General features: G+C 70.9%; 12 protein-coding genes. 3 read left to right on the forward strand and 9 right to left on the reverse strand.

The genetic code is table 11. The features are described 5' to 3' along the window. Nucleotides 1-73 precede the first annotated feature (73 nt). From ACIHAD_RS06110 to ACIHAD_RS06135, 6 genes are all read right to left on the reverse strand, one after another. The gene (locus tag ACIHAD_RS06110) at nt 74-1,030 is read right to left on the reverse strand and encodes a beta-ketoacyl-ACP synthase III (RefSeq protein ID WP_397353251.1); all 957 of its coding nucleotides are present in this window, start codon (nt 1,028-1,030) and stop codon (nt 74-76) included. After that, complete coding sequence (locus tag ACIHAD_RS06115; protein WP_397353252.1) at nt 1,027-1,923, reverse strand: ACP S-malonyltransferase; 897 nt, start codon at nt 1,921-1,923, stop codon at nt 1,027-1,029. The genes ACIHAD_RS06110 and ACIHAD_RS06115 overlap by 4 nt, the downstream gene beginning before the upstream one ends. Before the next feature lie 103 nt (nt 1,924-2,026). Next, nucleotides 2,027-3,151 (reverse strand): PucR family transcriptional regulator, encoded by a 1,125-nt coding sequence (locus ACIHAD_RS06120; protein ID WP_397353863.1) that lies wholly within the window; start codon nt 3,149-3,151, stop codon nt 2,027-2,029. A gap of 95 nt (nt 3,152-3,246) precedes the next feature. Further along, nucleotides 3,247-3,678 carry a DUF350 domain-containing protein gene (locus tag ACIHAD_RS06125; protein WP_364090593.1) on the reverse strand — a complete coding sequence of 144 codons (432 nt, stop codon included), beginning with the start codon at nt 3,676-3,678 and terminating at the stop codon, nt 3,247-3,249. Nucleotides 3,679-3,702: 24 nt separating this feature from the next. Then, entirely contained in the window at nt 3,703-4,848 is a 1,146-nt protein-coding gene (locus ACIHAD_RS06130) for a glutathionylspermidine synthase family protein (protein WP_397353253.1), read from the reverse strand. A gap of 1 nt (nt 4,849) precedes the next feature. After that, nucleotides 4,850-5,248: a hypothetical protein gene (locus ACIHAD_RS06135; protein ID WP_397353255.1), complete on the reverse strand. Its 399-nt coding sequence runs from the start codon at nt 5,246-5,248 to the stop codon at nt 4,850-4,852. An 89-nt stretch (nt 5,249-5,337) separates the two neighbouring features. On the opposite strand from ACIHAD_RS06135, the gene ACIHAD_RS06140 reads away from it, so the two are divergent. From ACIHAD_RS06140 to ACIHAD_RS06150, 3 genes are all read left to right on the forward strand, one after another. Then, complete coding sequence (locus tag ACIHAD_RS06140; RefSeq protein WP_397353256.1) at nt 5,338-6,360, forward strand: PHP domain-containing protein; 1,023 nt, start codon at nt 5,338-5,340, stop codon at nt 6,358-6,360. Nucleotides 6,361-6,446: 86 nt separating this feature from the next. Then, complete coding sequence (locus ACIHAD_RS06145) at nt 6,447-7,175, forward strand: helix-turn-helix transcriptional regulator (RefSeq protein WP_397353257.1); 729 nt, start codon at nt 6,447-6,449, stop codon at nt 7,173-7,175. A 76-nt stretch (nt 7,176-7,251) separates the two neighbouring features. Next, the gene (locus ACIHAD_RS06150) at nt 7,252-7,611 is read left to right on the forward strand and encodes a VOC family protein (RefSeq protein ID WP_397353258.1); all 360 of its coding nucleotides are present in this window, start codon (nt 7,252-7,254) and stop codon (nt 7,609-7,611) included. A gap of 198 nt (nt 7,612-7,809) precedes the next feature. Here the strand turns inward: ACIHAD_RS06150 and ACIHAD_RS06155 are convergent, their stop codons facing one another. The 3 genes from ACIHAD_RS06155 to aceE all read right to left on the reverse strand — a co-directional run bounded on the left by ACIHAD_RS06155 (nt 7,810) and on the right by aceE (nt 12,999). Further along, on the reverse strand, nt 7,810-8,556 hold the full coding sequence (locus tag ACIHAD_RS06155) for a maleylpyruvate isomerase family mycothiol-dependent enzyme (protein WP_397353259.1): 747 nt from the start codon (nt 8,554-8,556) through the stop codon (nt 7,810-7,812). Nucleotides 8,557-8,566: 10 nt separating this feature from the next. Continuing rightward, on the reverse strand, nt 8,567-10,066 hold the full coding sequence (locus ACIHAD_RS06160; RefSeq protein WP_397353260.1) for an alpha/beta hydrolase: 1,500 nt from the start codon (nt 10,064-10,066) through the stop codon (nt 8,567-8,569). Between the two features lie 185 nt (nt 10,067-10,251). Continuing rightward, nucleotides 10,252-12,999 (reverse strand): pyruvate dehydrogenase (acetyl-transferring), homodimeric type, encoded by a 2,748-nt coding sequence (aceE, locus tag ACIHAD_RS06165; RefSeq protein ID WP_397353261.1) that lies wholly within the window; start codon nt 12,997-12,999, stop codon nt 10,252-10,254. Between the last annotated feature and the right edge of the window lie 596 nt (nt 13,000-13,595).

Genomic DNA, 13,595 nt, shown 5'->3' on the forward strand with positions numbered 1-13,595 from the left:
CTTATTTGTGGTTTCTCTGTACGGCTCTCGCCGTACGAGCTCTGAACAAGTACGGCGGTAGCCGTACCGGATCCTACGGAATCTCGATCACTTGGCCCGCATAGGCCAGACCGGCGCCGAAGCCGAGGATGAGCGCGAGGTCGCCTGAGCGGACCTCGCCGCGCTCCAGCATGCGCGAGAGCGCGAGCGGGATGGAGGCCGCCGACGTGTTGCCCGCGGTGACGATGTCCCGGCCGACGACGGCCTTGTCGGCACCGAGCTTGCGTGCGATGGCCTCGATGATGCGCAGGTTGGCCTGGTGGGGCACGAACGCCGCCAGCTCCGAGGGGTCGACCCCGGCGCGGGCGCACGCCTCCAGGGCCACCGGGTGCAGCGCGGTGGTGGCCCAGCGGAAGACCGTCTGGCCCTCCTGGAAGAGGAACTTCGTCCGGTCGGCGATGGCGATGGCCTCGGACTTGTCGCCGGAGCTGCCCCAGACCACCGGGCCGATGCCGGGCGTGTCGGACGGGCCCACCACGGCGGCGCCGGCGCCGTCGGCGAAGATCACGGCCGTGGACCGGTCGGTCCAGTCGATCCACTGCGACAGCTTCTCCGAGCCGATGACCAGCACGTTCCTGGCCGCGCCCCCGCGGACCGCGGCGCTGGCGGTGCCGAGCGCGTAGCAGAAGCCGGCGCAGGCGGCGTTGACGTCGAACGCGCCCGGGGACTTGATGCCCAGCCGGTGGGCCACGACCGCCGCGGCGTTGGGGATCTGGGTCTCCAGTGTGCAGGTGGCCACGATCACCAGGTCGACCTCGTCGGGGGCCAGGCCGCTGGCGGCCAGCGCCTTGCCGCCGGCCTGGGCCGCCATGTCCTCCACGGACTCGGTGGCGGAGGCGATCCGGCGCTCCTTGATCCCGACGCGGGACTGGATCCACTCGTCGTTGGTCTCCATGGTCTTGGCCAGGTCGTCGTTGGTGACGACGTTGTCCGGCTGGTAGTGGCCGAAGGCCAGAATCCGGGCGCCGGGGGCGATGTCTGGGATCCTCATTTGATCAGCTCCCTGGCCGCGTCGAGGTCGTCGGGTGTCTTCAGCGCCACGGTCTCGACGCCGCGCAGGCCGCGCTTGGCGAGCCCGGTCAGCGTGCCGCCGGGCAGCAGCTCGATCATCTTGGTCACGCCCAGCTCGGCCATCGTCGCCATGCACAGGTCCCATCGGACGGGGCTGCTGATCTGCGAGATGAGCCGCTGGACGAACTCGGCGCCGGTGGCGGCGGGCCGGCCGTCGGCGTTGGACAGCAGCGTGACCCGCGGGTCGCCGGGCACGACGTTCCAGGCCGCCTCGCGCAGGGCGTCGACGGCGGGGGCCATGTGACCGGTGTGGAACGCGCCGGCCACCTTGAGCGGGATGAGCCTGGCACGGGCGGGCGCGTCGTCCTTGAAGGCGGCGAGCTGCTCCAGCGTGCCGCCCGCCACGATCTGGCCGGCGCCGTTGATGTTGGCCGGGGTCAGCCCGTGGCGCTCGATCGCGGCCAGCACGTCGGCCTCCACGCCCCCGAGCACGGCGGTCATGCCGGTCTCGGTGACGGCGGCGGCCTTGGCCATGGCCTGGGCGCGTTCGCGGACCAGGCTCAGCGCCTGCTCGGCGGTGAGCACCCCGGCCAGCGCGGCCGCGGCGAACTCGCCCACGCTGTGGCCGGCCAGCACGTCGGGGGAGGCCCCCAGCGCCTCGGCGGCGGCCAGCGCGGCGGCCACGAGCAGCGGCTGGGCGACGGCGGTGTCGCGGATCTCGTCGGCGTCGGCGGTGGTGCCGTAGGCGACCAGGTCGATCCCGGCGACCTCCGACCACGCGCCGAGCCTGTCGGCCAGACCGGGCAGCTCAAGCCAAGGGGTCAGGAAGCCTGGGGTTTGGGCACCTTGGCCCGGAGCGACGAGTACAAGCACAAAAACCACCATGCCCTGTAGAACTTCGACACGCGGATGGAGATCCGTACGAACTTTGTCCGGGGTGTTTTGTAGGAACCCTACAGTGAAGATTTCGGGAATGTTACGTTAGGGCCCGCCATGCCGCCGCGCCCTCGGAAAGCCGGCCGAGGATGAGGCCGACCTGCAGCGTGAAGGCCGACCTGCCCTCGGTGGGCTGGTAGCCCGTGAGCTCGGTGATCTTCTTCAGACGGTAGCGGACCGTGTTCGGATGTACGAACAGCAGCCGGGCCGTCGCCTCCAGGGAGGTGCCCTGTTCGAGGTATGTGGCCAGGGTATCGAGCAGCGGTGTGCCGGCCAACGGCAGGTAGACGTTCTCGATGAGCTGCTCCCTGGCGTCGGTGTCGCCGTCGAGCGCGCGTTCGGCCAGCAGGTCCTCGGCGTGCACCGGCCTGGGCGCGTCCGGCCAGCCCGCGGACGCCTTCAGCCCGGCCAGCGCGGCCCGCGCCGACCGTGCGGCGGCGTGCAGGTCGGGCACCTCGGGGCCGATGACGATCGGGCCCACGCCGAAGCGCGCCACGACCTGCCGGGCCGCGTCCTGGACGCTGTCGGCGCCGCCCACGATCACGATCAGCCGGTCGGCCTGGACGCCGGCCAGCAGGTCCATGCCGATGCGGCGGCCCTTCTCGCGCAGGCCGTCGATGACCGCGCGCGGGTCGTCGTCGGGGGCGTGCCCGGCGATCACGACGACGGGGGAGGAGGTCCAGCCGAGGGCCGCGGCCCAGGAGTGGAGGCCGTCGTCGACCTCGCCGCGTACCAGCGCGTCGACGATCAGCGCCTCCAGCCTGGCGTCCCAGGAGCCGCGGGCCTCGGCCTCGCGGGCGTAGACGTGGGCGGCGGCGAAGGCCACGTCGCGGGTGTAGCGGAGCATCGCCTGCTGGAGCTGGTCCTCGCCGCCCGGCGCGGCCAGCTCGTCGGTCTGGGCCTCGACCACCTCGACCACGATCCTGACGATGTCGACCGTCTGCTGGAGCGAGATCGAGCGCTTGAGCTCGCGCGGGGCCGTGCCGAAGAACTCGATGCTGGGCGTCGGACGGTCTTCGCCGGCGTGCTGGAACCACTCCACGAACGCGGCGATGCCGGCCTGGGCCACCAGGCCCACCCACGAGCGGTCCTCGGCGCTGAGCGCCCGGAACCAGGGGAGCTGGTCGTCCATGCGCGCCATCGCCGCCGTGCCGAGCGTGCCCATCGCACGCTCAAGCCTGCGCGTGGTGTCCTCCCGAGTCCGGTCTGTCACGCCTCCTAGAGTGCCAGGTCGGTTCCGATGACCGTAACAGCGGTGTTTCAGATGACCGCAACCGCGGTGATCAGGCCGATCGCCACGTGGGTGACCGCGAGCAGCCGCGCGCCGGGCTGCAGCTCCGGCTCCTTCACCAGGTCGCGTACGGAGATGCCGACGACCTTGTCGAACACCAGCATCGCCACCGTCTGCACCACGATGCCGACCAGCCCGAACACGGCCGTGCCCGCGAGCCCCTCGGCCAGCCGGCCGCCGGAGGACCAGATGGAGGCGGCCACGATGAGGCCGATCGCCGCCAGCGCGGACGTGGTGAGCAGCGTGGCGTTGGCGTTGCGCTCGGTGCGGATGATCTCGCTCAGCTTGCCGGGCGTGGCCCAGTCGATCACGTAGAAGCCGACGATCAGGAGGATCACGCCGACGGCGGCGTACGCGGCGATCGCGCCGGCGCCGCGGGCCAGGACTTCGAGAAGGGTCACGTCATTTCCAATCACGGGGGTGCTTCAGCTCGCAATGCGATGAGGGACGAAGGAGGAGGTGTCGTCGGTGATCAGGCCGGTGGTCTCCCTGATGCCGAGCCCGGCGGCCTCGTCGGCGACCACCCAGGCGCCGAGCACCGGCCGCTGGCCCTCGAACGCGGGCAGCGCCTCGAAGCCCTGGAAGACGTAGCCTTCCCGGCCGTAGCGGCCCGGCGTCTCCTGGGTGCCCTCGGGGGTGACGATGCGCATCGACGCGCCCTCCCTGCCGAGCAGGGGCTTGGCGATGTAGGAGGTCAGCTCGCGCGGCCCGTCGAGGTAGGCGGGCAGCAGGTTGGGATGGCCGGGGTAGAGCTCCCACAACACGGCGAGCAGCGCCTTGTTCGACAGCAGCGCCTTCCACAGCGGCTCGATCCAGGTGGAGTGGCGCACCGCGTGCCGGCCGAAGTCGTCGGCCAGCATCCACTCCCAGGGGTAGAGCTTGAACGCCGAGCGGATCATCTCCTCGCCGGCGTCGACGAAACAGCGGTTGAGCTCGTCCCAGCCGATGTCCTCCATGGCCACGGCGACCGTCCGCCGGCCCGCCTGCTCGGCGGTCTCCTGGAGGTAGGCGACCGTCATCGCCTCCTCGCCCGTCTCGTCGGCGTTGGTGAAGGCGAAGTGCGTGGGGCCGGGCGGCAGCGACAGCTCGCGCCAGCGCTCGATGAGCCGCTCGTGCACGGAGTTCCACTGGTCGTCGCCGGGGTGGGTGTCCTGCAGCCAGAACCACTGGATCACCGACGACTCCACCAGCGACGTCGGCGTGTCGGCGTTGTACTCCAGCAGCCGGGCCGGGCCCGTGCCGTCGTAGCGCAGGTCGAAGCGGCCGTAGAGGTGGGGGTCGCGGCGCTCCCACGAGCGCGCCACGGCGTCCGCGGCCCACTCGGGGATGGCGAAGTCGGCGTAGCGGCCGGTCGAGACGACGTGCTCGACGGCCCGCAGGCACATGCCGTGCAACTCCTCGACCTGCTCCTCCAGCGACTCCACCTCCTCCACGGACAGGACGTAGTGGACCGACTCGTCCCAGTAGGGCCTGCTCAGGCCCTCGGGGTGGGCCGCCCGGTGGTAGGCCAGGCCCTGGCCCTCGATCGTCTTCTCCCAGCCGGGACGGGCGATGCCATGCTCGCGGCGCACGTCAGCTCCCGCCGCCCCAGCTGTTGCCGAAGCCGCCGCGCTGGATCGACTTGCCGCTGCGGCTGGAGATGTTCACGTCGGACGGCCGGTACGTGGTGCCGCCCTGCATCCGGTTGCCGATCCGGTGGCCGCCGTAGTACCACATGTACGCGCCACGCGAACCCCCGTAGAAGTGGGACCCGCCGCTGCCGCCGTCGTCGTCGCAGTAGTCGTCGTCGACGACCTCGTACGTGCCGTCGTCGAGCCGCACCACGCAGTCGGCGGTGACGTCGTCGTCGTCCTGGGTGGCGGCGCAGTAGCCCACCAGCATCACCGACAGGACCCCGAGAATGGTCAGCGGGACGGCCTTGGACGACTTGCGTGGGGGTGGGGGGGCCGGCTTGCGCGGCGGATGTGCCATCTAGCTCCTGCTTTCCTGGGCGATTAGCCTATCGGTGGGCCTTGTCCCCGTTCAATGCCGGTGTTCGTCCGCTCGGGTAGGAATGACTCATGGAACCGGTTCAGGCCCTGCGCGAGATCGCCTTCCTGCTCGAACGCGCAGGTGAGCCCACCTACCGGGTCCGCGCGTTCCGCCGCGCGGCCGCGGTCGTGGACGACCTGCCGGAAGGGGAGCTCGCGCGGCTGGCCGGCGCCGGCGGGCTGGGCGATCTCCCCGGCATCGGCAAGGTCACCGCCCTTGTGATCAACGAAGCGCTCGACGGTCAGGTTCCAACGTATTTGCGTAGGTTGCGGGCCACCGAGGGCGTCGAGCTCGACGCGGAGACCGCGGCCCTGCGCGAGGCGCTGAAGGGCGACCTGCACAGCCACTCCGACTGGTCCGACGGCGGCTCGCCGATCGAGGAGATGGCCGAGGCCGCCAGGGGGCTCGGGCACGAGTACTGGGCGCTGACCGACCACTCGCCGCGCCTGACCGTGGCCAAGGGGCTGTCGGCCGAGCGGCTGGAGCGGCAGCTCGACGTGGTGGCCGGGCTCAACGAGCGGCTGGCGCCGTTCCGGATCCTGACCGGCATCGAGGTCGACGTCAACCTCGACGGCTCCCTCGACCAGGACCCGGCCCTGCTCGAACGGCTCGACGTGGTCGTGGCCAGCGTCCACTCCAAGCTGCGCATGGACCGCGAGGACATGACCCGCCGCATGGTCACCGCCGTCGCCGATCCGCGGGTCGACGTGCTGGGTCACTGCACGGGGAGAGTCGTGCGGGGCGGCGGCGAGCGCGGGGTCAAGAGGCCGGAGTCGGAGTTCGACGCCGAGCTGGTCTTCGAGGCGTGCCGGCGGTTCGGGGTCGCCGTGGAGATCAACTCCAGGCCCGACCGGCTCGACCCGCCCAAGCGGCTCATGCGGCTGGCGTACGAGATGGGGTGCGTGTTCTCGATCGACTCCGACGCGCACGCGCCCGGCCAGCTCGACTGGCAGCGCTTCGGCTGCGAGCGGGCGGCCCGCTGCGGCATCGAGGCCGGGCGGATCGTCAACACCTGGCCCCTGGAGCGGCTGCTGGAGTGGACGGCGTCGTAAGACCTGGGTGTCGGCGCGGTCAGTCCGCTCTTGCCCGGCCCGCGCGGGGCCGGTGATTGTCGGTGGCGGCGCGTAGCGTTCCGGCTGTGAACCGTACCGACCGGCTCTATGCGCTCGTCGAGGACCTGCGCGCCATCGCGCCACGCTGCCGTTCCGCCCGCGAGCTCGCCCAGCGGTTCGAGGTCAGCGTGCGCACCATCGAGCGCGACATCACCGCGTTGCAGGGGTCCGGGGTGCCGATCTACGCCGAGCCCGGTCGCAGGGGCGGCTACGCCCTCGACAAGAAGATGTCGCTGCCCCCGCTCAACTTCACCCCGGCCGAGGCGGTGGCCATCGCGGTGGCGCTCAGCCAGGCCGGCGACCAGCCGTTCGGCCGCCAGGCCCGCAGCGCGTTACGCAAGGTGGTCTCGGCCATGCCGGGGCCCGAGGGCGACCTGGCCAGGGAGCTGGCGCGGCGGGTGCAGCTCGTCAGCGAGCCGCCCGAGCCCGGCTCCCCGAGCCGGCCGCTCGGCGCCGAGGGCATCTCCCGGGCCATCGAGGAGGCGCTGCTGCGGCGGCGCGTGCTCAGGCTCGACTACGCCGACGCCAAGGGGGCGCTCACCTCGCGTGACGTCGAGCCGGGGGTGTTCCTGGGCGGGCGCGGCGGTTTCTGGTACCTCGTGGCGTGGTGCCGGCTGCGGGAGGACGTCCGCGTCTTCCGGCTCGACCGCATCGCCGCCGCCGTCGTGACCATCGAGCGCTGTCCCGAGCGGCCGCTCGAAGGGTTCGCGCCCGACGTGCCGGAGATGGTGGTACGCGGAACCATGCTCGATTAATCATGGGGAAACACCGACATAGGGTTGTCGCCATAGCGATACATCGTTGTCTTGTTCGAAAGACGAGGAGATGACGATGGACAACACGGTGACCTGGTTCGAGATCGCGACCGACGACCCCGAAGGCGCCGAGCGTTTCTACGGCGAGCTGTTCGGCTGGTCGTTCAGCCGTGACGACGACGGCCCGCTCGACTACCGCATGGTCGACTACCCGGGTGGCGAGCGTCACGGCGGCGGGCTGTTCAACAACAAGGGCGACTTCCCCGCCCACGCCGTGTTCCACGTGCAGGTCGCCGACGTCGAGGCCGCGTGCGCCAAGAGCGAGTCGCTCGGCGGCAAGGTGGTCATGAAGGTGATCGACGACGGCGCGGGCACCGACTTCGCCTACCTGCGTGACGTCTCGGGGAGCCTGTTCGGAATCTTCCACCGCAGGTGAGCCCGCCCGGCGGCCGACGCCGCCGGAGCTCGCGGGACCGTGCCCGCGCTCGCGCCCCCGGGGAAGCACCTTCCCCGCCGAACCGGGGCCGCGCGACGGGGTCCGTCCCGCCTGGGGGCGGTTCACCCGCCCTGGACACGCCGCCGATCGCCGAGCGGCGGCGCGTCCAGGGCCCCTTCCCTCGGCAGGGGGGTTGTCTCAGAAGGCGGCGGCCGCCAGCCAGCGGGTCAGCAGGTCGTGGTCGCCGAAGACGGCCGGCGACCGCGGGGGCCGCCGGCCGTAGAGCAGGAGGAGCAGTTCGCTCGCCGGGCCGCGTACGGCGGCGTCGCCCTTGGTGTGGCCGCGCTCGCAGGTGACCGCACCGGCGGCGCCCTGCGTGATGGTCCACTCGCCGTCGAGGTCGGTCGCGTGGAGGTGGATCGTGGCCCCTTCCGCGCCGAGCTCGGCCAGCGACCGGGTCACCCAGGTCGCCGACGGCAGGTTGTGCAGGAACTCCTCGATGCCGTCCACGGCGGTCGCCGCCGGGATCTCCGGGTCGAGGCCAAGTGCGAGCTCGGCGTCGGCCCGGTGGATCACCAGCTCGAAGAGCATCCTGGGCGCCCACCACCCGGCCCGCGGGTCCGGTCCCCACGTCCACACCGCGAGCTCCGGGTCGGTGGCGCGCAGCACGTCCAGCAGGTCGGCGGCCCCTTCCATGAGCCAGGCGGCGTCGCCGCTCGCGCCCTCGGGCAGCCCGCTGGGCACCTGCCGCGACCAGATGCGCTCCCGCACCTGGTTGCGCAGCACGTACGCCGCCCAGCGATGGGTCTGGCCGACATGCGTGACGAGCTCGGCGAACGTCCATCCCGGGCACGTCGGCACCGGGACGGACAGATCGGTCGCCAATGCCGCCAGCCGCGCGGCCTCGTCCTCGATCCGGGTGATGAAGGTGTCGTTGTCGGTCACCCGTCACACACTAGGCCGCCGGGCAGGTCGCGCCCTTGCTCGGCAGCTTGCCCTCCACCAGGTACGCGTCCACGAGCCCCTGCACGCACTTGCTGCCCGACAGGTACGCCCCGTGCCCCTCGCCCTCGTACGTCACCAGCCGCGCGGTCCTGAGCTGGGCCGTCAGCCGCGGCGCCCACTGGTACGGCGTGGCCGGGTCGCCCTTGCCGCCCACGACCAGGATCGGCGCCGATCCGGTGGCGTTGACGTGCCGCGCCTGGTTGCTGCCCTGGACCGGCCACACCCGGCACAGGCCGCCCGAGCCCTCGCTGCCGAACAGCGGCGAGATCCTCAGCGCCGCCGTCTCGGTGCGGCGCAGCTCCTCCTGGCTGGGGCGTTCGGCGGTGTCCACGCAGGTGATGGCCGGGAAGCTGGTCATCTGCGTGGAGTAGGTGCCGTCCTCCGAGCGTCCGGTGTAGGAGTCGGCCAGGTACATCAGCGCCTCGCCGTGGCCCTTCAGCGCATCCCCGAGCGCCTTCTCCAGGAACGGCCAGGTCAGCTCCGAGTACAGGGCCGCCGCCACGCCGGTGGAGGCCAGGCCCTGGGTGAGCTGCCGGCCGTCCACCTTCAGCGGTTTGGTGGTGAGCTGGGTCATCAGGTTCTCGACGTTGGCGTTGGCGGCGGTCACGTCCTTGCCGACCTCGCAGCCGCCCTTGACGCAGCTTCGCAGGAAGCTCTCGTACGCCTGCTGGAAGCCGCGGGTCTGGGTCAGCGTGCGCTGCTCGAAGGTGACCGTCGGGTCGAGCGGCGCGTCGAGCAGCATGCGGCCCACGTTCTTGGGGAACTCGGTGGCGTAGACGGCGCCGAGCTGGGTGCCGTACGACATGCCGACGTAGTTGAGCTTGGGGTCGCCGACGGCGGCGCGGATGCGGTCCATGTCGCGGGCGGCGTTCACGGTGCCGACGTAGGGGAGGACCTTGCCTGAGTGCTCCTGGCAGAGCCGGGCGAACTCCTTGTTGGCGTCCAGGCTCTCCTGGTGCGTCTGCGCGTTGGTGGGCAGCGTGTCCAGCGAGACGAACCGGTCCATCTGCGCGCTGTCGCCGCAGCGTACGCCCGAGCTGCGCTCGACGCCGCGCGGGTCGAAGCTGACCAGGTCGTAGTGGGCGCGCAGGGACGTGAGCGCCTTGGCCGCCTGGTCGAGGGTGTCCACGCCGGAGGCGCCCGGCCCGCCGAAGTTGAACACCATCGAACCGAGCCGCTTCTTCGGATCGGTGACCGACAGCTTGATGAGCGCCAGCTCCAGCTTGTCACCGTCGGGGCGCGAGTAGTCGAGGGGCACCGCGAGCTTTCCGCAGCGCACCGAGGCGTCCTGCCGGGCCGGCGGCTCGCCGTCCGGGCGTCTGATGTCGGTGCACGGCCCCCAGGTGATCGTGTCGGTGTCGGCGGCCGGGCCGTCGGTGGCGGGCTCTGCGGGTGCACTCGCGCAGCCCGCGGCCGTCACGAGCAGGGCGGCGGCTAGGACGCGTCGCATACGAACATTCCCCTTCGTGTCTTCGGGGGAAGTAGTGCCCACGATACGGGACCCCGCGTCAAACCTGGGTGAGGCGGCACGTACCCCTCCTGGACGTGCCGCCTCATCCGTCTGACGGAGCGGGGGCCCGGACATGACGGCGCTCCCGCGAAATACTCTTCGCGGGAGCGCCCCTTCCGGATGACTCAGACGCCCATCGACTGGGTGTCGTTGCTCTCCGCGCCGCCGGCTTCGGTGACGCCGTTCTTCAGGTGGTAGCGGGCGATGGCCTCGCGCAGCACCTCGCCGTCGAGCTCGCCCCGCTTGACCAGCCGGGTGAGCACGGCCAGCGTGATCGAGGCGGCGTCCACGTGGAAGTGGCGGCGCAGCGCCGAGCGGGTGTCGGACAGGCCGAACCCGTCGGTGCCCAGCGAGGACCAGTCACCCGGCACCCACTGCGCGATCTGGTCCTGGACCGCCTTCATGTAGTCGCTGACGCCCACGAACGGGCCCTCGGCCTGCGAGAGCACCTGCGTCACGTACGGGACGCGCTGCTCGGCGTCGGGGTTGAGCAGGTTGTGCTCCTCGCACGCCAGCGCCTCGCGCCGCAGCTCGGTCCACGACGTCGCCGACCACACGTCGGCCGACACGCCCCACTCCTCGGCCAGCAGCCGCTGGGCCTCCATGGCCCACGGACCTGCCACGCCGGAGACCAGGATGTTGGCCTTCGGACCCTGTGTACGCGGCGCCTCGGCGAACTTGTACAGGCCCTTGAGCAGGCCCTCCACGTCGAGGTCGGCCGGCTGCGCGGGCTGCAGGTACGGCTCGTTGTAGACGGTCAGGTAGTAGAAGACGTCTTCGGGCTGCTCGCCGTACATGCGGCGCAGGCCGTCCTTGACGATGTGGGCGACCTCGAAGGCCCAGGACGGGTCGTAGGAGACCGCGGCCGGGTTCGTCGAGGCGATGAGCGGCGTGTGGCCGTCCTCGTGCTGCAGGCCCTCGCCGTTGAGCGTGGTGCGGCCGGCGGTGGCGCCGAGCAGGAAGCCGCGGCCCATCTGGTCGCCCATCTGCCACATCTGGTCGCCGGTGCGCTGCCAGCCGAACATCGAGTAGAAGATGTAGACCGGGATCATGTGCTCGCCGTGCGTGGCGTAGGCGGTGCCGGCCGCGATGGTCGAGGCCATCGAGCCCGACTCGCTGATGCCCTCGTGCAGGATCTGCCCCTGCACGGCCTCCTTGTACGACAGCAGCAGCTCCCTGTCGACCGCCTCGTACGTCTGCCCGTGGGGCGAGTAGATCTTGGCCGTCGGGAACATCGCGTCCAGACCGAACGTACGCGCCTCGTCGGGGATGATCGGCACGAACCGGTGGCCGATCTCCTTGTCGCGCATGAGGTCCTTCAGCAGGCGCACGAACGCCATGGTCGTGGCGACCTGCTGCTTGCCCGAGCCCTTGCGGAACTGGCTGTAGACGTCGTCGCCGGGCAGCTTGACCGGCTTGGCGCGCATGACCCGCTTGGGCAGCACGCCGCCGAGCGCCGCGCGCCGCTCCTTCATGTACTGGATCTCCGGGTCGTTCTCGCCCGGGTGGAAGTACGGGGGCAGCTCGCCCTCCAGGGCCGAGTCCGGGATCGGCAGGTAGAGCCGGTCGCGGAACTCCTTCAGCTCGGCCTTGGTGAGCTTCTTCATCTGGTGGGTGGCGTTGCGCGCCTCGAAGTCCTTGCCCAGCGTCCAGCCCTTGATGGTCTGGGCGAGGATCGCCGTCGGCTGGCCGACGTGCTCGCGGGCCGCCTTGAAGGCCGCGTAGACCTTGCGGTAGTCGTGGCCGCCGCGCGACAGCTTGCGGATGTCGTCGTCGGACAGGTGCTCGACCATCTTGCGCAGGCGCGGGTCGCCGCCGAAGAAGTGGTCGCGGATGTAGCCGCCGGTCTCGACCGAGTAGGTCTGGAACTGGCCGTCGGGGGTGGTGTTCATCTGGTTGACCAGCACGCCGTCGACATCGGCCGCGAGCAGCGGGTCCCAGTCGCGGCCCCACACGACCTTGATCACGTTCCAGCCGGCGCCGCGGAAGTACGACTCCAGCTCCTGGATGATCTTGCCGTTGCCGCGTACCGGGCCGTCGAGCCGCTGCAGGTTGCAGTTGATGACGAACGTGAGGTTGTCCAGCTCCTCGCGGGCGGCCAGGCCGATCGCGCCGAGCGACTCGGGCTCGTCCATCTCGCCGTCACCGAGGAAGGCCCACACATGGCTGCGCGAGGTGTCCTTGAGCTGGCGGTTGAGCAGGTAGCGGTTGAACCGCGCCTGGTAGATCGCGCCGATCGGGCCGAGGCCCATGGAGACGGTCGGGAACTCCCAGAAGTCGGGCATGAGCCGCGGGTGCGGGTAGGAGGGCAGGCCGCGGAAGCCGTGCGACAACTCCTGCCGGAACGCGTCGAGCTGCGCCTCGTTGAGGCGGCCCTCCAGGAAGGCGCGGGCGTAGATGCCAGGCGCGGCGTGGCCCTGGAAGAACACCTGGTCGCCCGACTCGCCGTGGTCCTTGCCGCGGAAGAAGTGGTTGAAGCCCACCTCGTAGAGCGAGGCCGCCGAGGCGTAGGTGGCGATGTGGCCGCCCACGTTCGTACGGGCGTTGGCCCGCGACACCATGACCGCCGCGTTCCACCGGATGTAGGCGCGGATGCGCCGCTCGACGTGCTCGTCGCCCGGGAACCAGGGCTCGCGCTCCGGCGGGATCGTGTTGATGTAGTCGGTGCTGCGCAGGCCCGGCACGCCGACCTGGTGCTCGCGGGCCCGTTCCAGCATGCGGAGCATGAGGTAGCGGGCTCTGGTGCGGCCTTCGGTCTTGACGACATTGTCGAGAGACTCGAGCCACTCGTTGGTCTCACTGGGGTCGACATCAGGCAGCTGGCTGGGTAGGCCGTCGCTGATGATCGAGAATCGCTGGCGTCCGGAAGCCACTGGGTCTCGCCTTCCGAGAATGACTGAAGTCTGGTCTGGGTCGCCTTCCATCCTGGTCGCTAGTCGTAGAAAACGCATCTCTACTGACGGGTAACCAGAGCGTCCCTGCTGGCAGGGCCATGTTGGTGGCCTAGACCACCGATGGTAGGACGAATCGCCACCAAAGGTGACATCGGTGGAGCAATTTAACAAGACTAGAAAACGGACGAAATTTCGCCCCAATCCTAGGGGGCTGTCCGGGTGGGTCGGCCTCCGCCCTCACCCCTCCCCCGAACCGGGCGCTCCTCACGTGGACGGGGTGGCGCGCCGCGCGAGTCTAACCACCGACCTCGCGGTACGAGGCCGCGGGGCGTGCGTTCGCGAGGGCGCAGACCCGCACCGCTTCTCCGTGCTCACCGCAGCCCGCGGCGGGCTCCGGCGGACCTGTGATCGTGCGTTGAGTGGACGCCGCCGCCCCACCCCTGAAGAGCCCGCCGGTGCGGCAGCCTCCGGCTCCAAGGCTCCGGCCTGGCCCGAGGCTCCGGCCGGCCTCATGGCTCAGGCCGGTCCCCACGGCTCCGGCTGGCCCGCACGGCTCTGGCTGGCCCCCAAGGCTT

It is taken from the genome of Nonomuraea sp. NPDC052265 (genome assembly GCF_044547985.1).
Classification (GTDB): domain Bacteria; phylum Actinomycetota; class Actinomycetes; order Streptosporangiales; family Streptosporangiaceae; genus Nonomuraea.